Genomic DNA, 23,791 nt, shown 5'->3' with positions numbered 1-23,791 from the left:
CCGTGGAACGGTTTTCGAATACGGTTGTTCGCACGAGGAAGAGTGTGCCGGGCCCTCGACGAAGCGGTCGGTCAGGCTCCCGAACACGGGACAACGTGTCCACGCCTACACGGCCAAAGGACGCCCTTCCGGGCGGGGAACTCCGGCGGAGCCTAGCTTGCGTCCTTCCTTTCCCGCCGGGAACTCACGCTCCTTCGGACGCCCTTTCCGAACCAACACGTCAGTGACACGTCAGGGAAAGGTCAGTGTCCCGCAACAACATGGCGTTGCCGTGTGGAGAACGTTCCGCGCGAAAAGATCCTTCAGCGCTCCACGGGAGCCCGGAACGGGGCGAAACCGTTCTCCGCGCACGGCCACGGAGTCGCGAACTCCCACCTCGGAGGGAACGCACAGACGAACAACAGGGGAGGAAGCCACTGTGACCGCTCACATCGAGACCGCGGTGGGAAAACCACCCGCCGACTGGAACGAGACCGCCACCGACTACCCGAAGAACACTCCGATCCACCGCCTGTTCGAACAGCGGGTCCGCGCCTGCCCGGAGGCACCGGCGGTGGGAAGTGGCGCGGACGTCCTGACCTACCGCGAGCTCGACGGGGTGGCGAACGCCCTGGCACACGAACTGGTCTCCCAGGGAATTCGAGTGGGCGAGCTGGTGGGAGTCCTGATCAAGTCCTCGGCCGAGGCCGTCGCGGCGATCCTGGCCACGCTGAAAACCGGGGCCGGTTACGTTCCCCTGGATCCGGACCACCCGGACCACAGGCTGCGCGGGATGTGCGAGCAAGCCGGTATCCGCGTGGTGCTGACCACCGCCCCCCTGCGTTGCCGAGTGAGTGACGACCGCACCGTCGTGACGGCACGACTGGACGCCTCCCGTCCCTCGCCCCCCGAGGGGGAGGAGATCTCCGGTTCCGAACCGGCCTACGTGATGTTCACCTCCGGATCCACGGGAACGCCCAAGGCCGTGGCTGTCCCCCACCGGGGGATCACCCGGCTGGTACGGGGAACCGACCACTTGGTCCTCGGCCCTGAGGACACGGTGCTGTCCACGATCAACCTGTGTTTCGACGTCTCCTGCTGGGAGATCTTCGGCGCGCTGCTCAACGGTTCCCGGCTGGTGTTCGTCGACACCGAAACCCTGCTCGAACCCAACGCCCTGGCCGAGCTCGTCGACTCCGAACGGGCGAGTGTGCTGATCCTGAGCACGGGAGTCTTCCACGAAGTGGCCTCCCGAAGGCCGGGCATGTTCGGATCGCTGCGCTGCCTGGCTGTCGCCGGGGAGGCGATGAATCCCAACGTGGCCCGGAGCGTACTCGCCCACGGCCCACCCGGACAGTTCCTCAACGGCTACGGTCCCACCGAGAACTCGGTCATCTCCACCGTCTACGACGTCGCCGAACTGGATGAGGACGCCGAGACCGTGCCGATCGGACGTCCGATCAGCAACGCCACCGCCCATGTGCTGCGGGCGAACCTGGAACCGGCCGACATCGGCGAAGAGGGCGAACTGTGCGTCGGTGGTGACGGCGTGGCCCTCGGCTACCACGGGGCACCCGAACTCACCCGACAGCGGTTCGTCCCGGATCCGTTCTCGGAGTACCCCGGAGCGCGGCTGTACCGTACCGGGGACCGGGCACGTTGGCGCCCCGACGGGGTACTCGAGTACCTCGGGCGCCAGGACCGACAGGTGAAGATCCGCGGCTTCCGCGTGGAACTGGGTGAGATCGAGGCCGTGCTGGGAGCCCATCCCGACGTGGACCAGGCCGTGGTCGAAACCCGCGTCTCCGTGTCGGGAGACCGGCGTGTGCTCGCCTGGGTCTCCTCCGAACGCGGCGGCGCGGACCCGGGCTTCACCGAGAGGATACGGGAGTACGCACGCGACCGCCTTCCCGAGTTCATGGTCCCGGAGACGATCCGGCTGGTGGAGACCTTCCCACTCAACCACAGTGGCAAGGTGGACCGGTCCCGGTTGCCGGGGATCGACCGACAACCGAGAGAGGTGCGCAACCGGCCCGCCACTGAGACGGAACAGGGTGTGGCCACGATCTGGTGCGAGCTGCTCGGGCTGGCCGCCGTCGACCGTGAGGACGACTTCTTCGCCCTGGGCGGACGTTCGCTGCACGCCACCCGGATGATGACACTGCTGGAGGAGAAGTGGAACATCCCCGCCTCCCACGGACGGTTCCTGATCCGCTGTCTGCTGGCCTCGCCCACACTGCGTGAGTTCACCGAACGGCTCGAGGAGTCGATCTCCACGACGAGTTCCCCGGCCAACGAGACCGTGGACTTCTGGGCGGAGACACGACTGGACCCAGAACTGCGGTTCGACGCCCCCGCCGTGGAGAACCCGAACGACCCCGAAATGGTGTTGCTCACCGGAGCCACCGGATTCCTCGGGGCGTATCTGCTCGACCGGCTCGTTCGGCGTACTCGCGCCACGGTGCTGTGCCTGACCCGGGCTGAGGACGAGCAACGGGCACTGACCAGGATCGCGGCCAACATGCGACGTTACGGGCTGTCCTTCGACGAGGTGGGCCACCGGGTCGTTGCCGTACCCGGGGACCTCTCCCGCCCCGCCCTGGGGCTCGGAGACCGTTTCGACGAACTCGCCGAACGGGTCGACCTCGTGGTGCACAACGGCTCGCACGTCAACTTCGTGTTCCCCTACTCGAGTATGCGCGCGGCCAACGTGGGGGGCAGTCACGAGGTCCTCCGGTTGGCCACCACCGCCAGGCTCAAACCGACTCACTACGTCTCGTCGATCACCACCCTCGTCGGTAACGGAGTGGCCGGGGTTCGTCACGTCCCCGAGGACGCCCCACCCGCGTACCCGGAGAAGTTGTCCATGGGCTACCAGGAGACGAAGTGGGTCTCCGAGTGGCTCTTCCGTCAGGCCGCCGAACACGGGCTGCCGGTGAGCATTCACCGCCCCTACGAGATCACGGGAACCACCGGGGAGGGGATCTGGAACACCGACACGATGATGTGCGCGTTGTTCCGCACCATCGCCGAGACCGGTCTCGCCCCGGACGTGGCACTGCCACTGGACTTCGTGCCCGTCGACGTCGCGGCCGAGGCTCTGGTGCATCTGATCACCCACGAGCCGCCCCGAGGGCACGCCTACCACCTGACCAACCCGCACGACGCCCGTCTCGGACTGCTCGTGGACCGGCTGCGGGCGCGGGGGTATCCGGTGCGCTCCCTGGACTACGGGCAGTGGGTGACCGAAATGACCCGAGTGGTCTCCGAGGATCCCGAGTGTCCCCTGGCCCCGTACGTCCCGGTCTTCGCCGACTCCGCCAACACCGGCGACATGACGGTCAAGGAGATGTACTTCGCCGAGACCTTCCCCTCCTTCGGGCGGGAGAACCTCGTCCGTGGGTTGGCCGACTCCGATCTGGTTATCCCGCCCGTCGACGAGCGGCTGCTCGACCTGTACCTGGACTACTTCGAACGCTGTGGCTTCCTCGACCCCGCTTGGAAGAACCACTGAGAGGAGTCGACCATGCGCGTGGGCATCATCGGCGGAGGTATCAGCGGCCTCACGGCCGCGTGGCTGCTCGACGACTCGATCGGCGCCGGGGTGGACGGCGTCACCCTCTTCGAACGGGGGCACCGGCTCGGCGGCCACGCCGAGTCGGTCCCCACCGGCGACGGTTTCGCCGATCTCGGAGCACAGCACCTGGCTCCGAAGGCGTTTCCCACCCACACCCGCCTGCTGCGGTGGCTGGGGCTGGATGAGGAGACGATCCCCTCTCCCCTGAGCGTCACGGTGCTGTCGGGTCGGAAACCGTTGCTGGTCACTCCCCATCCGGAGTTACGTCCCCAACCGGAGGGGGAGGAGGCCAACGCGTCGTTGCGCCACCTGGGAACCTTCCTGTCCCGGGCCGCCGAGCTCGAAAACGACCCGAACGCCTGGCGACTGCCGACCGAGGACGTGGTCGAGCCGCTCGATGTCCCCGATCCGTTCAAACAGGAGGTCCTCTATCCCCTGATGGCCTCTTTCGTCGGCTGTTCGCTGGAACAGACCCGCGGTCTGTCGTTGCGGGCCGCCGTGGCCTTCCTCGTCCGCAACGCACCCGCCGACCCGACCCAGCCTCCTCCCTGGACGAACCTGCGAAGCGGTGTGGAACGGCTCGCCACGACGCTGTCCGGACAGCTGCGCAACACCCGTCTGCGCACCGGAACCGAGGTGATCCGGGTACGGCCGCTGGAACACGGCCACGAGATCGTGGAAGGCTCCGGAGACACCCACCGGGTGGACCACGTGGTCTTCGCGACCCCTCCCTGGCGGGTACCGGACATGCTGGACGAACGAGCTGATTCGGAGACCACACGGATACTGCGTCGGTTCCGGTTCGTCCGTGCGGTGGTGGGGCTCCACCGCGACCCGACCTACCTGTCCTCGGCGAGGGAGTGTCGGTCCACGAACACCGTCACCGTCTCCGAACCGCACGAGGGTGCCAGATGGGCCGAGACGTCCACCTGGTACCGACCGATCACCGGGGACGAGCTGTTCAAGAGCTGGATCACCCATCAACGGAGACAGCCGACGGAACTCGTCGCCGCACGCGAGTACCACCACCCGGTTCCCACCGTCGACCACATCGCGGCCCAGTCCGAGTTGGAACGGGTCCAGGGGCGGAGCGGAAAACACTTCGCGGGCAGCTGGACCGTGGACGTGGACAGCCAGGAAAGTGCGGTGCGTTCGGCCTGCCTCGCCGTCCGACGGATCCTGCCGTCGGCCCCTCGGCTCACCGTGCTGGGCGAACCAGCTCGGCAGTAACCACGCGGGCCGCCACCCGGGTTTCCGGATGGCGGCCCGGCCGGTACCGCAGGAGGCACCACGTTCAGCCGGTCAGCACGACCTTCCCACGGTGGGACCGTCCGGCATGGGCCACCGCCCGGGTGGCCTCGGAGAGATCGAACCGCTCCCCGACCACCGGGCGGCACCGGGGATCGCTCAGCAGATCGACGGCACGTGCCACCAGCCGGGAACGCTCCGCACTCGTCAGCCGGGCCAGATACACCGGCAGCCAGAACCCCTCCACACGGAGGTCCTCGAAGACCAGGCTCTCGGGGGCGATCCGCAGCGGCTCACCCGAGAGCATCCCGTAGGAGACGAACCTGCCTCCGCTGCGCACACACCGCAGTACACGACTGCCCAGCTCACCACCGACCGCGTCCAGTGCGGCCTCGGCTCCCCCTCCCGTGTACTCGCGCAGGACCTCCTCCACGGGCTCGCACTCACCGTCGACCACGGCGGCGGCCCCGAGGCGAGTGAGTTCCTCCGTGTGCGCACCGCCTCGGACCACACAGACACAGCGGATCCCGGCCCGCTCGGCCACCGGCAGGAGCATCCTCCCCAGCGTCGAGGCGGCGGCGGTGTGCACCAACGTCGCTCCACGTTCCAGGTTCAGCACCTCCAACAACGCCAACACCGTGACGGGGTTGATCGTGGCCTGGCAGGCCACCTCGTGGGGCAGCTCGTCGGGAACCCGCACCAGCTCGTCGGCCTCGGCCAGCACGTACTCCCGCCAGGTTCCCCGGGCGGCGACGGCCACTCGCGCTCCCACGGGCGGGGACGCTCCCTCACCGACGGCCTCCACCGTTCCGGAGCCCTCGAAACCGACGGCCGCGGGGAAACGTTCGGCTCGGCGGCCGTATCTCCCCTCGACGTAGAGGAGATCGGCGGGGTTCACCGGACGCGCGTGCAGGCGAACCAGCACCTGCCCGCCCCCCGGCCGGGGGACGGGCAGGTCGGAGAGCACGTCCAGCACCTCCTCCGGAACACCGTGTCGGCGGAAGACCACGGCGCGCATCGTGCTCACCTCCGTGCCGGCCGGAGGGTGACCCGCTGTCGCTCCAGCTCGGACAACGGCAGTCTTCCCGCGTGCAGTGCCTTGTTGGCCAACACGTAGTCGGCCGCGCCCGAGTCGAGCGCCGCGACGAGGTGTTCGACCGAGCCGCACCCCCCGGAGGCGATCACCGGTACTCCCGAGGACTCGCCCACCGCCCTGGTGAGCCTGTGGTCGTAGCCCTGCCCGGTTCCCTCACGTTCGGCGCTGTTGGCCAGCACCAACCCCGCACCCAGCTCTCCGAGTCGGCGGGCGAACTCCGGAGCGTCCATCCCGCTGGGGACACGACCGCCGTGGACGTAGGCCGTCCACGGGCCGAGCGGCCCGGTTGCGGCGTTCACGGCCCCCATGAGCCCTCCGTGCGGTGCTCGCCGGAAGAAGTCCTCCACCGTACGGGGATCCTCCACAGCGGCGGTGCTCACCGACAGCGCGCTCGCTCCCTCCCGCAGGAGGCGCTCGGCCTCGGCGACGGAGGGCAGCAGACCGTGTCCCACCGACACCAGCACCGAGAGGCCGGTGCCCCGCACGGCGGAGACGACCGGGAGAACCGTGTGCAGCTCGTCCCAACCGTCGAGCACGTCGAGGAAGATCCGTCGTGTGCCCCACGCGGCGTAGCACCGGGCGATGTCGACAGGGTCGTACGGATCCTCCACCCCGGACATTCGCACGGGATCGGCCGCTCTGCCCCTCGTGAGGTCCACGCACGGGATCAACACGTCCACGATTCGGGTGTCATCGGTTGTCATCGGGTGCCTCCTCGGTGTCGAGCAGTTGTGCCACCCGCGGGCTGGCGGGGGCGAGAGCCCGTGCGACCCGTGCGGCCGACTCCACCGTGGTCTCCTGGGAGTCGATGCCGAACGCGTAGTGCCCGGCGAAGTACAGGTTGTCGGTGCCCTGGTGTGCGGCGAGCCGCCGCTGCGCCCGGACCACCTCGGGGGTGGGAAGCAGCTGCCGGAAACTCTCCCGATCCAGGACCTTGCTCGGCTGTCGGGAACGTCTGCTCACCTGGCTGCGGAACACGTCAACACCGTGCACGGGTCCGTACCACACGGTCGTTTCGCTGTGGTCCTCACCGAGAGTGAGGTTGTTCGTCGACCAGTGTTCGAGCCTGTCGGGCATTCCCACCGGATCCCGGTGCAGGGCGTAGTCGACCTGCCGGTACGGGAAGGCGGTCAACGTCGCCCCGAGATCCCGGAGTCCGTCGAGCGAACCGGCGATCTCCGCCGTCACCGGTGGAGGGACGGCGAACACGACCGCCTCGACCCAGCTGGCCTCCCCGGTCGTGTCGACCAGTTCGTAACCGGACCCGCTCTCCCGCACCCGCACCACCCCGGTGTCCGGACTGAGCCGCGCCAGATGGAGATCGGCGGCCAATGACCACGCCAGGCTCTCCAGGCCACCACGCACGTTCTCCGTGAGCGGGGCGCGATCACTGCGCTGTCCCCCGAGGAAGGCCGCCGTGGCGGCACGGGCGGACAGGTTTCCCGCCTCACGTGGGTCACAGCCGAACAACGCGGCGGGCAACGCGTACAGCAGGGGACGGTTCCGTCGGTCCGTACCGAGCGAGTCCAGCATCTCGTCGAGCCGGACCTCCCAGTCCAGTCCCCTGCTGTCCCACTCCTGTGCCCGCGTCAGGAACTCGGCCAACCTGTCCCAGTCACGACCGAGCACCTTCGTCCGGGGCCATCCGGGATCGGGGCCGTGCGGCCCGACGAGCAGCGGGCTCTCCTCACCCTCCAGGAGGACGGTGCGTGAGGACGGAACCTCCACGAAGTCCTCGTCCCCGAAACCGTGCAGCCGCATCAGCCGCGCGTTGAGCGGATAGTCCTCACTGGACACCTCCTGCGTACCGAGATCGAACCAGACCGGTCGGCCTCCGAGCCGGACCGCGACGGACCGTGCGTTGCCACCGATACGTCGTCCGCGTTCGAAAACCACCGCCTCATGGGTTCCGTCGATCAGCCAGGCCACGGTGAGGCCGGCCATACCCGCCCCGACGATTCCTACTCGCAACGTGGGCTCCTCCGAAGTGCTCGATGATGTGACGACGCGTCACCCGTGGTGACGAATCCCGGACGATCATTCGGGACGCGGGTTCGCCGCCGCCTTCCAGAACCGCCCGATGCTCTCCTCGAGCAGACGAGCGCGGAACACGGCCTCGTCCGGATCGTCGCCCCGGTCCAGACCGTCCTGGACGGTTTCGAGGGCCTGACGCATGAGTTCCTCGGGGTGGCCACCGTCGTAGTAGGTGAAGAACTCCTCCGGAACGGACAGTTGTCTCTCGCGTACCCCGGTCGCGATCTCGGCGCATCCGGAGAAGTACACGGTCATGTCGGTGTGCAGCGCGAGTGCCCCGGCGGCCTGACTCCCGGTCAGCGCGATCCAGGACAGGGTGCCGTTGAAGGCGTAGGTCTCCCACTCGGGGGGCCAGCGGACGAGGTCGCGCTCGGTCATGCCCAGGGCACGGGCGCATTCGAGCAGCTTCGGCAGTGCTCCGGTGATCAGTTCGCTCAACCGCGCGTAGAAGTCCACCACCGGGCGGTGCGGGAACCGGGTCATGAACAACCCGTAGGCGGCGAGTTCGGCGTGGTGGGCCTTCTCCTCCACGGCCACGAAGCGTTTGAGGTGTTCGACGGTGAGCGTGTTGTCTTCCAGCCGTTCGAGCAGTGCGTTACCCACCGGACGTTCGGTGCGTGTCTGACGCACCCGTTCGACGAGTTTCTCCGCGTCAGCGGTCTTTCCGTGGGTCATGGGGTCCTCCCGGACAGCGCGTGGCCGATCCCTGTCTTTGCCGTTCAGAAGGAATTCCGCGAAAAACCGGATCCACACCGATTCCGTTCCACGGGAATTCCCTTGCCCACCTTTGTCCCGCACCGAACTGACACGAGGCTGACGCGGCTCTGACACCCGGAAAGAGTTATGACGCGGCGACACCCGGAAACGAGCCGGACGGGATCACGGGATCCGCACTGCTGACACGGAAAAACACGACATCACCAGAATGTCTCTTCCCCAACGCTTACGCGTACGACCCAGGAAGCCGACGCGGGAGGTGCGGGCACAACCTCCTCGTCGCGAGTCGGAGGAGTGCTGAGGGGAACGCCTTGCCGGAAGGCGGGTTCCGCGTGCCGATAGTCGCACCGAGCACCGCGCGGAACCCGCCCGAGCTCAGACCGGCATGTCGAGCACCATCACCGGTTCCGTGCTGGGCCGTGCAGAACCGCCCTCGGGTTCGACGGTGACCGCCATGTGATCCGCCCCCTCCGGGGGCTGGCTGACGACACTGGACTCCGCCATCCCCGCGGCCGGTTCGAACACTCCCGCCGACACCGGCCTCCCCTCGTCCAGGAACCACAGTTGGTACACCCGGTTCGGCGGCGGCTCGGCCATGTCCGAACCGAGGAAGGCCACGCCGCCCCTCTGTTCGGACACCACGACCGCGGCTCGGTTCTTCCCTTCGGAGCTGCGGACCACGCGCGCGTCGGGAGCACTCAGCAGCCGCATCACCCGCGTGGCGGTCTCGACACGGTCGATCCGCTCATCCTGGCGGGTGACTTCGGCGAGCTGCCGTTGAGTGTGCCAGGCGACTCCCCCGAAAACACCCGCCAGCACGATGCCGACCACGGCGGCGGCCACGGCCAGACGAGTCGTCCACGGATGTGGGGGGAGGAAGGACGGAGCCCCCCGTCCTCCCCGACCTCCGGTGCGGGGAGGACGTTGTCTGGTGCGGGCGACCTCCTCCAGCACCCGTTCCTTGAGTCCCTCGGGTGGGGAGGCGGCGGCGTCCGTGCCCAGCCGGGCGACCGTCTCACGCAGCTCGCGCACCTCCCGGGTGCAGTCCTCGCACACGGCCAGATGGCGCTCGAACCGTGCGCGTTCCGTCCCCGTGAGGGCGTCCAGCGCGTAGGCGCCGGTCAACGTCGACATCTCGGTGGTGCTCACCGGCTCACCCCCAGGCAGTCCCGGAGACGGATCAGTCCGTCCCGCAGCCGGGTCTTGATCGTCGCGGTCGGTGTTTCGAGCAGCCCCGCCGCTTCACGGTAGGTGTAGCCGCGGTAGTAGGTGAGCATGACCGACTCGCGTTGCAGGTCGGTCAGGGTGGAGACGCACCGGCGCAGCTGTCGCTGTTCGAACTGGGACAGCACCGCCTCGCTCACCTCGTCGAAGGGTCTTCCGAGCTGCTGACGTCCGGTTCTGGTCTCCCGGTCAGCCGTGGCCTGGGAGGACCGCACTCGGTCCACCGCCTGCCGGTGGGCCAGGGTCATGATCCAGGACAGGGCGCTGCCCCGTTCCGCTCGGAAGCGGGTGGCGTTGCGCCACACCTCGACCAACACCTCCTGGGTGACCTCCTCCGACTGGGCCTCGTCCCGCACGATACGCCGGACCAGACCGAACACCGGTCCCACGACCACGTCGTAGAGTCCGGAGAAGGCCCGCTCGTCACCCCTGGCCACGGCCAGCAACAGTTCCTGGGGATCGGAGTTCGCCGCCGGCTCGGGAGTCGACGGAGTCCCGTCCTTGTCTCGTTCGGTTCCGTGCTCCACTACCCGCTCACTTCCCTGCTGATCCGAGGAACCCGAACTGCCCGACGTCCAGGTATCCGGCGCGGAACCCCGCCTCACTGTAGGCGAGGTAGAACTCCCACATACGGCGGAAACGCTCGTCGAACCCGAGCCGTGCCAGTTCCTCCCAGCCTCGCAGGAAACGCGCACGCCACTGTCGCAGCGTCTCCGCGTACCCGTCACCGAAGAAACGTCGCCCGGCGGGGACCAGACCGGTGTACCGGGCCACCGCGGTGTCGATGGCCCGCACCGAGGGAATCAACCCCCCGGGGAAAACGTACTTGTGGATCCAGGTGTAGCTGTTCCTGGTGGCACGCATCCGGGAGTGCGGCATGGTGATCGCCTGCAGACCGACCCGTCCTCCGGGAACCAACAGGCGGTCCAGGGCGGAGAAGTAGGTGGGCCAGAACTCGTGTCCGACCGCCTCGATCATCTCGACACTGACCACCGCGTCGTAGCGGCCGGTGACGTCACGGTAGTCACACAGCAGCACCTCCACCCTGTCGGACATGCCCGCGGCGGCGACGCGTTCCCGCGCCAACCGCTGCTGTTCGGCGGACAGGGTCACCGTGGTCACCACGGCACCGCGTTCGGCGGCCCTGATCGCCAGTGACCCCCAGCCCGTCCCGATCTCGAGCAGGTTCGTTCCCGAACCGACGTGGGCGAGGTCGAGAATCCCGTCGATCTTGCGTCGTTGGGCGGCGGCCAGGTCGTCTCCGGCGGAGAACCACCCACCGGAGTAGGTCATGGTCTCGTCGAGGAAGGTCGCGAAGACGTCGTTGGACAGGTCGTAGTGTCGCGCGATGTTGCTGCGGGCTCCCGACCGGGTCCCGCGTTCGGCGGCGGGCTGGCGTCGTTCCACCCAGTGCCGGGCGTGCTGCAACGGTGCGGGAACCAGTGTCGACATCCGCGCGGCGAAGGGGGTCAACAGCGCCGCCGGGTCGGGGCTGGACCAGTCCCCGGCCATGTAGGCCTCTCCGAAACCGATCTTGGCGTCCGCACCGAGCCGGTGGAAGAAGGCCTCGGGGCGTTCGACGCGCATCAACGGTGTCCCGGTTCCGCCCGCTCCGAGTCGTTCGCCTCCGGCGAGCACGATGCGTACGGGAAGGTCCCGCACCGCCCGTCGGAACAGCCGCTCGGCCGCGAAGGCCCGCAACGGGGCGTGGGGGGCCGGTCCCAGCCTCGTCCACGGAGGTGCCGGTTCCGTGTTCTCGGGGCACCGGGAAACGGCACTGGTACTCATCGAACTCCTTTCCACCGGGCCGCTGGGCACCCGGATCCACGTGGTGTCCCCGCCGACCAGAGCGCGATTCCGTGCAGCCTGATCAGAGCGGCGACCCGCTGCGGTGTGAACGGGCGGAACAGTTCGGTGCCCAGCATTCCCGCGGGGGTGCTGGGACGGCCGCGGCCGACCATCGTGGCGGTGAGCAGGGGCCGACCGTCGCGCACGAGCTGTACCCGGATCGACAGCTGCCGTCCCGGCGGTGTCAACGTCATCCGGTAGCTGGCCCGGTTCGGCAGGAACGGGGAGACGAGGAACTCCTTCTCCGTCTGGCAGTTCCCGTTCTCGTCGGGACGCAGCAGGTAGCGATGGCGCCCGCCGTAGGTGTTGTGTACCTCGGCCACGACACACGCCAGTTCCCCGGTGTCCCGGTAACACCAGTAGAGGCTGATCGGGTTGAACACGTAGCCGAACGTGCGGGCGTGGGCGAGCATCCACACACGCCCACCCCCCAGGTCCACGCCGCACCGCCACAACCAGCGGTCCAGGTTCTCACGGATGCCGCGTTCCGGGTCGTCGAAGTGATCACGGGAGTCGAAGGAGGCCACCGCCCGCAACGGCCCGGGAAGTCGCGGCAGTTCGTCGAGATCGACCAGCCAGGTGTGCAGCCGATGTCGGAACGAACGCCGCGGCCGACCGTGCCGGTGGTGTCCCACCACCACGTCATAGCGGTACACGTGACTCACCTCCGACGCCGAGGGCCATCGCGGCGCGCATCCCGGACAGGCATCCGTCCTCGTGGAACCCCCAGCCGTGATACGCCCCGGCGAAACGCAGCCGGGCATCCCCCAGGTCGGGTAACTGCCGCTGGGCGGCCACGGACTCCGGGGTGTAGACCGGATGGCGGTAGCGCATCCTGCGCACCACCTGATCCGGCTGGAGCTGGTCGGCCGCGTTGAGTGTGACCACGTAGTTCTCGGGTTCGGCCAGTCGCATCAGCCGGTTCATGTCGTAACTGATCCGCACGCCCACGGTCTGTTCCGCGCACGTCTCCTTGAGGTAGTTCCAGCTCGCACGCGCCCCCGAACGACGGGGCAGCGGGGAGGTGTCGGTGTGCAGCACGGCCTCGTTCTCGGAGTAGCGAAACGCCCCCAGCACCCGGCGTTGCCGTTCGGTGGGGGCGGCCAGCAGGCGCAGGGCCTGGTCGGCGTGGGTGGCCACGACGACCCGGTCCACGCTGTGCGCGCGCCCGGTGTGGTCCCGGATGTCCACTCCGTCCGCGTGGGGCTCCACCGCACGGACGGGGGTACGCCGGTGTATCACGGGCAGCCGCTCGGCGATCCGGCGGACGTACTCGTGCGAGCCACCGACCACGGTCCGCCATTCGGGAGATCCACCGACGCTGAGCATGCCGTGGTTGCGCAGGAACTCGAAGAGGTAGCGCGCCGGATAGTGGGCACCGAGCGCGGGGCCGACCGACCACACCGCCGAGACCAGGGGAAGGGCGAAGTGCCGGACGAAATAGTCCGTGTATCCGCCCGAGGCCAGAAACTCCCCGAGGGTGGTGTCCTCCCCGTTCCGGGGGTGGTCGAGCAACCGGTTGGCCTGTCGGTGGAAACGTCGGATCTGGGCGAGCAGACGCAGGTAACGAGCGTTGTTCCGATTCGCGCCCCCCGGGAACAATCCGCGCAGTTTTCTGGCTCCGGCGTACTCCAGCCCGCATCCCCGGCAACTCACGCTCATGGACATCTCGGTGTCCCGGGTGGTCACGCCGAGCTGGTCGAACAACCGAGAAAGCCTGGGATAGTTGCGTGGGTTGTGCACGACGAAACCGCTGTCGACCGCGACATCACGCCCGTCCTCGGCACTCAGGTGATGGGTGTGAGCGTGCCCGCCCAGCCTGTCCTCGGCCTCGAACAGCACCACTGTGTTACGCCCACTCAGCAGATAGGCGGCCGTCAGTCCGGACACCCCTGAGCCGATCACGGCCACCCGCGAATGGCTCACCACGGCCTCCCCTTCCGATGCGGGGCCGTGAACACCGACTGACGCCGCCGCGGATGTCCGCGCGGAAGGGGCGGGGCGTACGTCTCCGAACGGAGAAGCCGGTCACACGATTCGTTCGGTTCCATGCCCCTCGTTCGGGGCGGACGTGAGCACGGTTTGGCCGCTGTGACCGTAAACACACCAGCCAGTCCGACACGCTGAGCGCGCCGAATCACCACTCGGCGGAGCCCGTGTCACGGAGGTGTTGGTGTCGCGAAGCATGGAAAACGGACTCGGCGTGGCCGAGGTCGTGCGGAACACCGTCGAACGAGCGCTCGGAACGCCCCTTCCCGTGGGCGTGAGCGCCTGGGACGGCAGCCGGGCGGGACCGACGGAGGGCCCGCGTGTCGTGTTGCGGCGTGCCCGCGCGCTGCGGCATCTGCTGTGGAGTCCGGGCGAGCTCGGCGCCGCGCGGGCGTTCGTGTCCGGCGACCTCGACGTCGAGGGAGACCTCGTGGAGGGGCTACGTCGCTGCTGGGAGCTCGCTCGGGAACACGGGCTGCGGGGAAACTCCCCACCGCACCGACGCTGGTGGGAGCTGGGCAGGGCCGCCGTGCGGCTCGGAGCGCTCGGTCCCCGTCCCCCGGTTCCCGCCTGCGAAGCACGGCTGTCCGGAACCCGGCACAGTCGGACACGGGACCGTTCGGTGATCAGCCATCACTACGACCTCGGCAACGAGTTCTACGAGCTGCTGCTGGATCCGACACTGACCTACTCCTGTGGATACTTCACCGACGAGCGGGACGATCTGGAAACGGCCCAGTACAACAAGCTCGACCTAGTGTGCCGTGAACTGGGGCTGCGCCCGGGGCAACGGCTGCTGGACGTGGGGTGCGGCTGGGGTTCTCTGGTCGTTCACGCCGCGCGGAACCACGGTGTGCGCGCCAGTGGAATCACCCTCTCCCGGCAGCAGTACGAGTACGCCAACAACAGGATCGAACGGCTCGGGCTCGGGGAGCTCGCCTCCGTCAGACTGCTGGACTACCGGGATCTCACCGACAGACCCTACGACGCGGTGGCGAGTCTGGAGATGGGGGAGCACGTCGGTGCCGACAACTACCCCACCTATCTGGCGAGCCTGTTCCGGATGCTTCGTCCCCACGGGCGACTGCTGCTGCAACAGATGTCGCGTGGCTCGAAAGCACCGGGGGGCGGAGCGTTCATCGAGTCCTACATCGCCCCGGACATGACCATGACCCCCGTGGGGCACACACTCGACCGCCTCGAAACGGCGGGGTTCGAGATCCGCGGGATGCGGGCTCTGCGGGAACACTACGCCCGCACCGTGCGGCTGTGGGCACGCCGTCTGTACGAGCACGAGCCCGAAGCCCTCCGGATCCTCGGGGCACAGCGCTACCGGGTGTGGCGACTGTACCTGGCCGGGGGTGGGCTGGCCTTCGCGGAGAACCGTATGGGCGTCGACCAGATCCTGGCGACCCGCCCCGCCCGTGACGAGGGGCGTGCCCTCTTCTCCGGGGAGGGAAAATGACCGGCACGGAACTCCTCACACTCGCGGTCACCCTGGGGACGGCCCTTGTGCTGGTGTCGATCACCTTCCTCGTGGCCCGCGCACGCGGCAAATACGACACGGTGGACACCGCGTGGGGGATCGGATTCGCCCTGATCGCCGTACTGTCGTTCCTGCTCACCGGAACCGGCGTCGTGGCCGGGGTCATGACGGTGCTCTGGGGCCTGCGGCTGGCCACGCACCTGTACCGGCGCAACTGGAACAAGCCCGAGGACCCGCGCTACGCCGCGATGTCGCAGCGGTACGGGTCCCGTCCGGCGGCCCGCATGTACACCAGGGTCTATCTGACCCAGGCACTGCTCATGTGGTTCGTTTCGCTGCCGGTGCAGCTGACCGGTTCCGAGGTCGGGGTGTTCACCGCGCTGGGTGCCGTGGTGTGGGCGGTGGGCCTGTTCTTCGAGGCCGTGGGGGACGCCCAACTGCGGCGTTTCCGGAAGGACCCCGCCTCGCGGGGTGGAGTACTCACCACGGGACTGTGGCGCTACACGCGGCATCCGAACTACTTCGGCGACGCCTGCGTGTGGTGGGGGTTGTACCTGGTTTCCTGCCAGCAGTGGCCCGGTCCGCTCACCGTCCTCTCCCCAGTGGTGATGACCTGGCTGCTGGTGCGGGGAACGGGCAAACCCCTGTTGGAGGAACGCCTGCGACAACGACACCCGGAGTACGCGCGGTACGTGGCCCGCACCAGCGGTTTCCTCCCCCTCCCTCCGAGGAGGAGGTGACGCTGCCGGGACGTGCTCCTCGGAGAGCACGATTGGGCGGCTGATCACCTCCTCCCTCGAGGATCGGAACCGGACCCACCCTCGACGGGTGCGGATCCCCGCCGGCGGTCAGGTCATCGCTGCCGGCACTGTTCGGACACGCGATCTCGTCTCAGCACCGCGCCGGCGTGTCTGCCGGTGCTCAACAGCGCCCTCCTGGCCAGTGCCTCCCGGAACACGGGGGCTTGCGCCGTCACCGACAACGCGGCGACGGGAACCCGGGAAAGCCCCCAGACAGGGGTGGCGGCCGAACGCCTCCCCGACGGCGTCTCCGCTCCGTCGAAAGCGACCGAGCACCGCCGCGCCTCGTGGAACTCACGCAACAGGTTGGCCTCGGACGTCGCGGTGGTGGGGTTGGTGGCGTGGAAGTATCCGGTACCGAGGTAGCGCTGGGCGGCGCCGCTGTGGTGGGCCAGCAGTACCTTTCCCGCGGCGGTGGTGTGTGCCGGAACCCGCTCGGAACGTTCCGTGTTCCCGGCCCGGGGGATCCGGCCTCCCAGGCGGCACACCACGGTGACCTCCGGTCCGATGAGTACGGACAGCTCGACCGTGTAGCCCGTCACCTCACGCAGCCGGGTGAGATACGGAAGAAGCCTGCTGCGCAGGACGTGGAACCTCGTCTCCTCGTCTCCGAACTCGATCGCGCGCCCGCGGATCCGGTAGGTGGCACCCACTCGTTCGACGAGCTCACGGTTGATCAGGGCGTTGAGCAGACGGTGGGTGCTCGACTTGGGAATTCCCGAGTACTCGGACAGTTCCTTGAGGGTCAGAGGGAAGCCACGGGTGTTGAGGATCCGCAGGAGAGTGAAAGCCCTGTCGAGCACCCGCAGTTCCGTGTGTTCCACGGCGTCGCTGCTGCCGGTCCCGGTCGTCTCGGTCATCTGCCACCCTCTCCGTCGAGCCCAGGAGATCGCGTTGCGCGGCTTCGGTTCCGCTCGGTTCGTCGGTTCCACACGCCCGGTCCGGGGAACCAGTCCACACGATCGCCTCCGACGCTGACATGGCGCTGACGCAGCGGTGACCCCGAAGCGCCTTGTCGAACCGGCGAAACCGTCCCGTCGACGAAGCCACACCGGAACCAGTGAAAACCCGATGTCAGCACTGTGTCAGTGCCAAGTCAGCGGAACTCGCACAATCAAGGAAACACCACGTCGAGATCTCGGCCACAGCGGGAAGACGGAAAAGTAACCGCGACCAGTGGAATACCTCCATGCCCAGCACGAAACGATGCGTGCGAATTCGTTCCAGTCCGTAACCAGCTCGAACGACGGGATCCGAATTGAACATCAGAACACCGAACAAGGAAGTGGAAGAACACCCCACCGCAGTGGGCCCCCGGGCACCGACCGGAGCCGCAGCCGTGGTCGAGGAACTCGACCATCACGGTGTCAGCACGGTGTTCGGCATTCCGGGTGGAGCGATTCTGCCACTGTACGACGAGTTGGCACGATCCCTCGGGATCCGTCATGTTCTGGCCCGGCACGAGCAGGGAGCGGGGCACGCCGCGGAAGGATACGCGCGTACCACGGGTAAGGTCGGGGTCTGCCTGGCCACATCCGGTCCCGGAGCGACGAACCTGATCACACCGCTCGCCAACGCCTCGATGGACTCCACCCCCGTCGTGGCGATCACCGGACAGGTACCGAGTTGGTTACGCGGTACCACGGCGTTCCAGGAGACGGACATCTGCGCGATAGCTCAGCCGCTGGTGAAACGAAGCTTTCAGGTCACTCGACCCGACCAGGTCCACGAAGCCGTACGAGAAGCGTTCCGTACCGCGCTGCGCGGACGACCGGGGCCGGTGTTGGTCGACATCACGAAGGACGCGTTACAAGGCCGAACGAGACCCACGAGTTCTCCGTTCCGGGAGGGGGAGTTCCCGCCCCGTCCTGAACGGAGACTGCCCTCGGCGGATCGTCTTCATGCTGCCGCGGACCTTCTACGGCGGGCGCGACGGCCCGTGCTGTACGTGGGAGGTGGAGCGGTGGCTTCGAACGCCAACGAGAAGATCCTGGAACTGTTGGAACTCACCCAGGCCCCCGTCGTTACCACGTTGATGGCCAAGGGAACCGTGCCGGACAATCACGCACAACACCTCGGTATGCCCGGTATGCACGGCACGGTCTCCGCTGTGCTGGGGCTGCAACACAGTGATCTGATCGTCGCTGTCGGGGCGCGCTTCGACGATCGGGTTACCGGGCGAATCGACACCTTCGCCCCGAAGGCCCGGGTCGTGCACATCGACGTGGATCCGTCCGAGATCAACAAAATCCGACGAGCCGATGTCGCCCTCCAGGGTGATGCATGTGCTGTTGTCTCCGCCCTGAACGAACGTCTGCGCACGGAACCACCGACATATCCGGACGAGTCGTGGTGGCAACGACTCTCCTGCTGGCGGCAGAGACACGACATTGGTTCCCCCTCGCCCGCCGAGAACGAAACCCTGCGCTCCCGGCATGTCCTCACAGCCATGCGGAACACGTGTTCGGACGGAACCGTGTTCACCACGGGAGTCGGTCAACACCAGATGTGGGCTGCCCAACTGCTCTCGTTGACGGATCCACGCTCATGGGTCACCTCAGGTGGGGCCGGAACCATGGGTTACGCCGTCCCCGCCGCCATGGGGGCCAAACTCGCCAGGCCGTGTGATTCGGTGTGGGCGATCGAGGGTGACGGCGGGTTCCAGATGACCTGCCAGGAGTTGGCCAGCTGCGTGGCCGAGGGAATCGCGATCAAAGTGGCCGTGTTCAACAACGGCACTCTCGGCATGGTCCGGCAGTGGCAGGACGTGTTTCTCGAACAGCGATACTCGGCTACGACACTGGATCGTGACATCCCGGACAACGCGGCACTGGCGCGCGCCATGGGATGCGTCGGTTTACGCTGCGCACAGCCCGAGGAAGTGGAGACCGTTCTCGCCGAGGCGGAGGCGACGAGTGACCTACCCGTGGTGATCGATTTCCATGTCGACGCCGCGGAACTGGTATGGCCCATGGTTCCGGCAGGAGCATCCAATGACGACATGCTGATTTCCCGGAATGAGCGTCCGGATTTCGACCACTTCGAGGAGTGACCACACTTCCTGTACACTAACCTGTTTTCTCCCTACACGGTCAACTGGAGAAACGCCATGATTCACTATTCAGCTCCTCCGCTGCGCGAATTCGCTGAACGGTTACTTCCGTCCTCCGGGGGAAGCACGACCCTCGCGGAGGGCATCGTGACCGCCGACTGCTCGGTTCCGGAGGTCGCGGACTGCGTGTTCCGCCTACGTCGCCTCCGGTTCGCTGCCGGAGACAGCACGGGATGGCACTACCATCCCGGAACGCTGTACGTGATCGTGGAGTGGGGCCAGCTTCACTACTACCAGGCGGACGGCGTGTCCCGCACCTACCGGGCCGGTGACGCCTTCCTGGAACCCGCCGGCCCGGGGAACATCCACTGCGGAACCACCCCCGCACACGGCGGGGCCAGGCTGCTCGTGCTGTACGTCCTGCCGAAGCGGACAACCACGATCAGCATTCCGACGGAACCTCCCGAGCCATGGAGTTCCACCTGAACGGATGAGGACACTGCCACCAGCGTCGTGTCAGCTTCGTCAAGAAAGTCGACCGAACAACATATTTTCCGAAAACAGTTTCGGAGCGTGCCGGATTTCAACAGTTCGCACGAACGGAAAACTCCAGCGACCATCAGGAAACACACCGCGACAGCCCCGGCGTCAGGAGAAAAGCGATGAAAGCACTGGTTTTTCACGGAACAGCACGTTTCTCCTGGGAGAACATCGACGATCCTTCCCTGCCGTCCCCCACCGACATGATCGTGCGAGTGGCGACGACGACCATCTGCGGAACGGACCTGCACATCATCCACGGCGAGGTCCCCGATGTCGCAGCCGGTACCGTACTGGGTCACGAGGCCGTCGGCGAGGTCGTCGAGGTCGGAAGCGACGTTCGAACAGCGAAGCCGGGTGACCGTGTCCTGGTTTCGTGCATCACCTCGTGCGGGCGCTGCGGCTACTGCCGTGTGGGGACCTACAGTCAGTGCCTCGGAGGGGGAGGTTGGAAGCTCGGCAACGCGGTTCACGGTACCCAGGCCGAGTACGTCCGCGTCCCCTTCGCCGACACCTCCACCCATGTTCTTCCGGAGGAGGCGGCGAACAACGAGGCGATCCTGGTCTCCGACGTCTACCCGACCGCCTACGAAATAGGGGTGCTCAACGGCGGAGTCTCTCCCGGGGACACCGTGGTCATCGTCGGGCCGGGTCCCATCGGGCTCGCCGCTCTCGGAGCGGCCAGGCTCTACTCCGCCGGTCGGGTCATCGTCGTCGGAAGGTCCGCACCCCGCCTGGAGGTGGCGCGACGTCTCGGAGCCGACGCCGTGGTCAGCCACACGGAGAACCCCGAGCAACTGGTACGTGAGATGACACAGTCACGGGGCGCGGACGTGGTGATCGAAGCGGTCGGTTCCGCCGAGACCTTCGAACTGTGTACCCGTCTCGTCAGACCGGCGGGAAGGATCGCCAGCATCGGTGTGTACGGAGAACCCGCGACACTGCATCTCGAAGAACTCTGGAACAGAAACATCACGATCACGACGGGGCTCGTCAACACCCACAGCACTCCCAGACTGCTGTCCCTGCTCACAGCGAGACTACTCCCCGTTTCGGAACTGGCCACTCACACGTTCGCACTCCCGGACATCACGGAGGCCTACGACACGTTCGAAAAGGCATCGGAGAATCGTGCCATGAAGGTACTACTGAACAACCCCGAGTGACCCCTCCGAGTTCCGGCACGGGCGTCGCGGCTTCGGATTCGACCGAGGACGCACCGTCGACCCATCCGGTTGTCCGGCCGGACGGGAAGACACGTCAGTTCCCGCTCTCGTCCACGTTCGGCGGCTCGCCCCAGGAACTCTCCAGAGCCGCGCGCAGCTGCTCCACCGTGTCGCTTCCGATACGCCGGGCCAGCTCCCGCTCCAGTTCCTCCAGGACGGCCTCGGCCTCGCGATGCAACCGCCGCCCCAGCGGGGTACGCCGGACCAGCCTCCTCCTGGCCGACTCCGGGTGGGCGGAGCGCTCCAGCAGCCCCGCCTCCATCAGGCCGTGCACGGCCTGATGGGTGGTCTGCCGGGTGACTCCCATCCACTGGGCCAGTTCGGAGATCGTGGCCCCCTGTTCGTCGAGCACGGAGAACAGCTGGAGCTGGGTCGGCGAGACCGGGGTCTGCCCTCTCCTGCGCAGCGTCTCCGTTAGTGCCTCCTCGAACCAGTGACGGGCCTGACCGAGCAGGCGGGGGAGGTTGTGACCGGTGGTGTGCAATTCGTCCCCTTCGCAGAGTTCCCCGGACGGGGGTTTGCCGGATCGCGAACACGTATGTCAGGCTACCTGACAAACAGGGCTCACCAGTTCAGGAAGCAGTCATGACGATCGAGTACGCCACCCGCTACCGGACAACCTCCCACATCCCGGCGGAACCGGGCAGGCCCTACTTCATCCGGAAGGGAGAGGGAGACCGCGCCCACCTCTTCGGAGACCTGGTCACCGTCTACGCGGGAGGGGAACAGACCGAGAACACCTTCAACTTCTTCACCTGTGAAGGCCCCCAGGGCGACATCATCCCGGCTCACGTGCATCCGAACACCTACGAGGTCTTCTACGTGACGGCGGGAGCCGTGCGTCTGTTCGTGGAGGACACCGAGGGCGAACAGCAGGAAAGGCTACTCGGTGAGGGCGACTTCGGTTTCGTACCCAAGAACTGTCCCCACGCCTACCGCATGGAACGTCACCACAGCCGTGTCGTGGGGGTGGCCGCCGGCCCCGGCGGGACGTTCGAGCGTTTCTTCGAGAACCTCGGAGCCCCCACCGAACAACTCGGCCTGCCCACCGAACCCGTCGTTCCCCCGGCGGAACGGTTCGAACGGGTCGGTCACCAGTACGACGTGCGTTTCCTGCCCGAACACCGGTGGTACACGGAATGAACGAGACACGGCCAAGCCCGCGGAGTCTCGTCGTCGCCCCGCATCCGGACGAGGCCACCCTGCCTCCCGCCGCCGTACGGGAGGCGGGAGTGCGGACGCTGCGCGGCGTCCCCTACGCGGAGGTGGAGGGCAGCAGACCCCTCGAACTGGACCTGTGGCTACCCGCGCGGACGAACTCCCCGGCTGCGCTGGTGCTGTTCGTCCACGGCGGAGCCTGGATGCGGGGACGTCGGGACGACATGGGACCGCGTACCCGCGACTGGAGTTCCGGCCCGTTCGCGCGTCTGGCTGCGGAAGGACTCGCGGTCGCCTGTCTGGACTACCGCCTCAGTGGCGAGGCGCTCTTCCCGGCGCAGGTGGACGACCTCCACTCCGCGCTGCGGTGGTTGACCCTGCGTGGTGACGAACTCGGGATCGACACCACACGGACGGTGGTCTGGGGAGAGTCCGCCGGCGGTCATCTGGCGGCGCTGCTGGCACTCACCCGCCCCACACCCTCGCCCCGTGGGGCCGTGATCTGGTACGGCCCCGGCGGGGACCTGACCGCCGAACGGGAGAACTACTCACCGTGGGATCCGGACACCCCGGAAGCCCGCCTGCTCGGTGCCGCCCCGGCCTCCGACGTCCTCCGAGCGCACGCGGCCAGCCCCTCGGCACGGGTGCATCCCCAGGCTCCACCGTTCCTGCTGGTACACGGTGAAGGGGACACGATGGTGTCCTGCTCGCACAGTCGTGAACTCGCCGCGGCCCTGCGGCACCAAGGGGTCTCGGCCGAACTGCGGACGGTTCCGGACTGCGAGCACGGCTGGTACGGGGTCTCCGAGGAGGAGGTCGAGGACGTCTTCGCCCGTTCACTGGCTTTCGCCGCACGCGTTCTCGGATGAGCCTCCGTAGCGGCAGCCGGGTGTCCGAAAGGGTCGGAAAAATCCTTCTCGTCCGTGGTGGCAGCGCCGGGTGCGTCACCGAAGGAGCGGAAAAACAGCGGAGTGTGATCGCCTTCGGCGACGGGGTGGTCGGTTTCCCCACACCGCCAGCCACGACGTGCTGTCCTGTGGCGGGGCGCCCAGCTCGGTGAGGCTCACGCTCACCCCGTGGTGACCGTGACGAGCCACCCGACCCAACCGGCCTCCTCGCCGGGCCGGGTGGCTACCCGAGAAGTTCGGCCAGTTCGACCGTTCGTGTGTTCGACCTGAACGAACCGCTCTGGGCCACGTGTCCGGAGCGTTTCTCCGCACTAACCCCTACCGGATATAGAGCGCGTACGAGGCTCCATTACCCTGGATGTCGTAGGAATTCTTGCCCGGTTTGACCTTCACCCTGCCGATCAGGTCGTCGAGACCGCCCGGCCCGTCATCGTCCCAGATTCCGATGGTGGTTCCGTCGTGGACTGTCACATGGGGATGTTTGGAGACGTTATCCGGCATGTGTTCCGGCCCCCAAAGATTGGCTCCCCCCGTGACCCGGATGAACGTCTCGTCCGCCGCGGGCCAGTCCTGGGTGTTGAAACAAGTGATCTTGGTGATTGTGCGCGCCGCGGGAGACTCCGCCTCCGTGGCCGCCACCGCAGCTCCGGGAGCCAGACAGACCAGAGCCGCGCTCGCGGCGAGACCGACACGAGTCGTGGAACGCATGATGCTACCTCCATACGGTGCTTGATCGACAGATCACGAAAGAAGCTCTCGAAAAAGACCCCCATTTCGTCGCTCGGCCCCCAAAAACCGAGCGACCTCGAATATATGCACCATCGACGCGGAGGTCATCAAAGAATCCGCGATGTTCACCCATCGAGTGAGACTCCTACACCACGGCGAGCCGAAAACAGTTCGTGAAAG

21 protein-coding genes are annotated in these 23,791 nt (G+C 67.3%); 9 read left to right on the top strand and 12 right to left on the bottom strand.

The window, feature by feature from the left end; all coding sequences use genetic code 11:
• Positions 1-418: 418 nt before the first annotated feature.
• Both ACTMO_RS0107395 and ACTMO_RS0107390 read left to right on the top strand, forming a co-directional pair.
• On the top strand, positions 419-3,493 hold the full coding sequence (locus ACTMO_RS0107395) for a non-ribosomal peptide synthetase family protein (RefSeq protein ID WP_019854042.1): 3,075 nt from the start codon (positions 419-421) through the stop codon (positions 3,491-3,493).
• A 12-nt stretch (positions 3,494-3,505) separates the two neighbouring features.
• Positions 3,506-4,786: an FAD-dependent oxidoreductase gene (locus ACTMO_RS0107390; protein WP_019854041.1), complete on the top strand. Its 1,281-nt coding sequence runs from the start codon at positions 3,506-3,508 to the stop codon at positions 4,784-4,786.
• 64 nt (positions 4,787-4,850) lie between these two features.
• On the opposite strand, the gene ACTMO_RS20650 is transcribed toward ACTMO_RS0107390, so the two are convergent.
• The 9 genes from ACTMO_RS20650 to ACTMO_RS0107345 all read right to left on the bottom strand — a co-directional run bounded on the left by ACTMO_RS20650 (position 4,851) and on the right by ACTMO_RS0107345 (position 13,652).
• The gene (locus ACTMO_RS20650; protein ID WP_019854040.1) at positions 4,851-5,822 is read right to left on the bottom strand and encodes a zinc-dependent alcohol dehydrogenase family protein; all 972 of its coding nucleotides are present in this window, start codon (positions 5,820-5,822) and stop codon (positions 4,851-4,853) included.
• A gap of 5 nt (positions 5,823-5,827) precedes the next feature.
• On the bottom strand, positions 5,828-6,604 hold the full coding sequence (locus tag ACTMO_RS20645) for a HisA/HisF-related TIM barrel protein (RefSeq protein WP_019854039.1): 777 nt from the start codon (positions 6,602-6,604) through the stop codon (positions 5,828-5,830).
• Entirely contained in the window at positions 6,591-7,871 is a 1,281-nt protein-coding gene (locus ACTMO_RS0107375) for an FAD-dependent oxidoreductase (RefSeq protein ID WP_157062830.1), read from the bottom strand. Before ACTMO_RS0107375 ends, ACTMO_RS20645 begins: the two co-directional genes overlap by 14 nt.
• 66 nt (positions 7,872-7,937) lie before the next feature.
• Positions 7,938-8,609, bottom strand: coding sequence for a heme oxygenase-like domain-containing protein (locus tag ACTMO_RS0107370; RefSeq protein WP_019854037.1), 672 nt, complete (start codon positions 8,607-8,609; stop codon positions 7,938-7,940).
• A 417-nt stretch (positions 8,610-9,026) separates the two neighbouring features.
• Positions 9,027-9,800, bottom strand: coding sequence for an anti-sigma factor (locus ACTMO_RS0107365; RefSeq protein WP_019854036.1), 774 nt, complete (start codon positions 9,798-9,800; stop codon positions 9,027-9,029).
• Positions 9,797-10,402, bottom strand: coding sequence for an ECF RNA polymerase sigma factor SigK (gene sigK, locus ACTMO_RS0107360; protein ID WP_019854035.1), 606 nt, complete (start codon positions 10,400-10,402; stop codon positions 9,797-9,799). The genes ACTMO_RS0107365 and sigK overlap by 4 nt, the downstream gene beginning before the upstream one ends.
• 7 nt (positions 10,403-10,409) lie before the next feature.
• Positions 10,410-11,663 (bottom strand): SAM-dependent methyltransferase, encoded by a 1,254-nt coding sequence (locus ACTMO_RS0107355; protein WP_019854034.1) that lies wholly within the window; start codon positions 11,661-11,663, stop codon positions 10,410-10,412.
• Positions 11,660-12,379 (bottom strand): DUF1365 domain-containing protein, encoded by a 720-nt coding sequence (locus ACTMO_RS0107350; protein WP_019854033.1) that lies wholly within the window; start codon positions 12,377-12,379, stop codon positions 11,660-11,662. The genes ACTMO_RS0107355 and ACTMO_RS0107350 overlap by 4 nt, the downstream gene beginning before the upstream one ends.
• Positions 12,366-13,652 (bottom strand): NAD(P)/FAD-dependent oxidoreductase, encoded by a 1,287-nt coding sequence (locus ACTMO_RS0107345; RefSeq protein ID WP_019854032.1) that lies wholly within the window; start codon positions 13,650-13,652, stop codon positions 12,366-12,368. The genes ACTMO_RS0107350 and ACTMO_RS0107345 overlap by 14 nt, the downstream gene beginning before the upstream one ends.
• Before the next feature lie 256 nt (positions 13,653-13,908).
• Between ACTMO_RS0107345 and ACTMO_RS0107340 the strand changes: the two genes are divergently transcribed.
• Positions 13,909-15,177 (top strand): class I SAM-dependent methyltransferase, encoded by a 1,269-nt coding sequence (locus tag ACTMO_RS0107340; protein WP_019854031.1) that lies wholly within the window; start codon positions 13,909-13,911, stop codon positions 15,175-15,177.
• On the top strand, positions 15,174-15,938 hold the full coding sequence (locus tag ACTMO_RS0107335; protein WP_019854030.1) for a DUF1295 domain-containing protein: 765 nt from the start codon (positions 15,174-15,176) through the stop codon (positions 15,936-15,938). The genes ACTMO_RS0107340 and ACTMO_RS0107335 overlap by 4 nt, the downstream gene beginning before the upstream one ends.
• A gap of 113 nt (positions 15,939-16,051) precedes the next feature.
• Here the strand turns inward: ACTMO_RS0107335 and ACTMO_RS0107330 are convergent, their stop codons facing one another.
• Positions 16,052-16,858, bottom strand: a complete 807-nt coding sequence (locus tag ACTMO_RS0107330; RefSeq protein ID WP_019854029.1) for an IclR family transcriptional regulator — start codon at positions 16,856-16,858, stop codon at positions 16,052-16,054.
• Positions 16,859-17,262: 404 nt separating this feature from the next.
• Between ACTMO_RS0107330 and ilvB the strand changes: the two genes are divergently transcribed.
• The 3 genes from ilvB (at position 17,263) to ACTMO_RS0107315 (ending at position 20,756) form a co-directional block, all read left to right on the top strand.
• Complete coding sequence (ilvB, locus tag ACTMO_RS0107325) at positions 17,263-19,050, top strand: biosynthetic-type acetolactate synthase large subunit (RefSeq protein WP_425394329.1); 1,788 nt, start codon at positions 17,263-17,265, stop codon at positions 19,048-19,050.
• A 57-nt stretch (positions 19,051-19,107) separates the two neighbouring features.
• Positions 19,108-19,536, top strand: a complete 429-nt coding sequence (locus tag ACTMO_RS21950; RefSeq protein WP_019854027.1) for a cupin domain-containing protein — start codon at positions 19,108-19,110, stop codon at positions 19,534-19,536.
• 176 nt (positions 19,537-19,712) lie between these two features.
• Positions 19,713-20,756, top strand: a complete 1,044-nt coding sequence (locus ACTMO_RS0107315; RefSeq protein WP_019854026.1) for a zinc-binding dehydrogenase — start codon at positions 19,713-19,715, stop codon at positions 20,754-20,756.
• A 94-nt stretch (positions 20,757-20,850) separates the two neighbouring features.
• On the opposite strand, the gene ACTMO_RS0107310 is transcribed toward ACTMO_RS0107315, so the two are convergent.
• On the bottom strand, positions 20,851-21,300 hold the full coding sequence (locus tag ACTMO_RS0107310) for a MarR family winged helix-turn-helix transcriptional regulator (RefSeq protein ID WP_019854025.1): 450 nt from the start codon (positions 21,298-21,300) through the stop codon (positions 20,851-20,853).
• A gap of 101 nt (positions 21,301-21,401) precedes the next feature.
• On the opposite strand from ACTMO_RS0107310, the gene ACTMO_RS0107305 reads away from it, so the two are divergent.
• Positions 21,402-21,959 (top strand): quercetin 2,3-dioxygenase, encoded by a 558-nt coding sequence (locus ACTMO_RS0107305; RefSeq protein ID WP_019854024.1) that lies wholly within the window; start codon positions 21,402-21,404, stop codon positions 21,957-21,959.
• Positions 21,956-22,843, top strand: a complete 888-nt coding sequence (locus ACTMO_RS0107300) for an alpha/beta hydrolase (protein ID WP_019854023.1) — start codon at positions 21,956-21,958, stop codon at positions 22,841-22,843. The genes ACTMO_RS0107305 and ACTMO_RS0107300 overlap by 4 nt, the downstream gene beginning before the upstream one ends.
• A gap of 357 nt (positions 22,844-23,200) precedes the next feature.
• Here ACTMO_RS0107300 and ACTMO_RS0107295 read toward each other — a convergent pair whose 3' ends face one another.
• Positions 23,201-23,590, bottom strand: coding sequence for a hypothetical protein (locus ACTMO_RS0107295; RefSeq protein WP_019854022.1), 390 nt, complete (start codon positions 23,588-23,590; stop codon positions 23,201-23,203).
• Between the last annotated feature and the right edge of the window lie 201 nt (positions 23,591-23,791).

This window comes from Actinopolyspora mortivallis DSM 44261 (assembly GCF_000384035.1).
In the GTDB taxonomy this organism is placed as follows: Bacteria; Actinomycetota; Actinomycetes; order Mycobacteriales; family Pseudonocardiaceae; genus Actinopolyspora; species Actinopolyspora mortivallis.
Note: the sequence above shows the minus strand (reverse complement) of the source record. Positions and strands in the feature narration are given on the sequence as shown.

Excerpts from the sequence above, each read along its gene's own strand:
- ACTMO_RS0107390 (WP_019854041.1), top strand. The coding sequence starts at position 3,506 with ATGCGCGTGGGCATCATCGGCGGAGGTATCAGCGGCCTCACGGCCGCG.
- ACTMO_RS20650 (WP_019854040.1), bottom strand. The coding sequence starts at position 5,822 with ATGCGCGCCGTGGTCTTCCGCCGACACGGTGTTCCGGAGGAGGTGCTG.
- ACTMO_RS20645 (WP_019854039.1), bottom strand. The coding sequence starts at position 6,604 with ATGACAACCGATGACACCCGAATCGTGGACGTGTTGATCCCGTGCGTG.
- ACTMO_RS0107370 (WP_019854037.1), bottom strand. The coding sequence starts at position 8,609 with ATGACCCACGGAAAGACCGCTGACGCGGAGAAACTCGTCGAACGGGTG.
- ACTMO_RS0107355 (WP_019854034.1), bottom strand. The coding sequence starts at position 11,663 with ATGAGTACCAGTGCCGTTTCCCGGTGCCCCGAGAACACGGAACCGGCA.
- ACTMO_RS0107340 (WP_019854031.1), top strand. The coding sequence starts at position 13,909 with ATGGAAAACGGACTCGGCGTGGCCGAGGTCGTGCGGAACACCGTCGAA.
- ACTMO_RS0107335 (WP_019854030.1), top strand. The coding sequence starts at position 15,174 with ATGACCGGCACGGAACTCCTCACACTCGCGGTCACCCTGGGGACGGCC.
- ACTMO_RS0107330 (WP_019854029.1), bottom strand. The coding sequence starts at position 16,858 with ATGACCGAGACGACCGGGACCGGCAGCAGCGACGCCGTGGAACACACG.
- ACTMO_RS21950 (WP_019854027.1), top strand. The coding sequence starts at position 19,108 with ATGATTCACTATTCAGCTCCTCCGCTGCGCGAATTCGCTGAACGGTTA.
- ACTMO_RS0107315 (WP_019854026.1), top strand. The coding sequence starts at position 19,713 with ATGAAAGCACTGGTTTTTCACGGAACAGCACGTTTCTCCTGGGAGAAC.
- ACTMO_RS0107305 (WP_019854024.1), top strand. The coding sequence starts at position 21,402 with ATGACGATCGAGTACGCCACCCGCTACCGGACAACCTCCCACATCCCG.
- ACTMO_RS0107300 (WP_019854023.1), top strand. The coding sequence starts at position 21,956 with ATGAACGAGACACGGCCAAGCCCGCGGAGTCTCGTCGTCGCCCCGCAT.
- ACTMO_RS0107295 (WP_019854022.1), bottom strand. The coding sequence starts at position 23,590 with ATGCGTTCCACGACTCGTGTCGGTCTCGCCGCGAGCGCGGCTCTGGTC.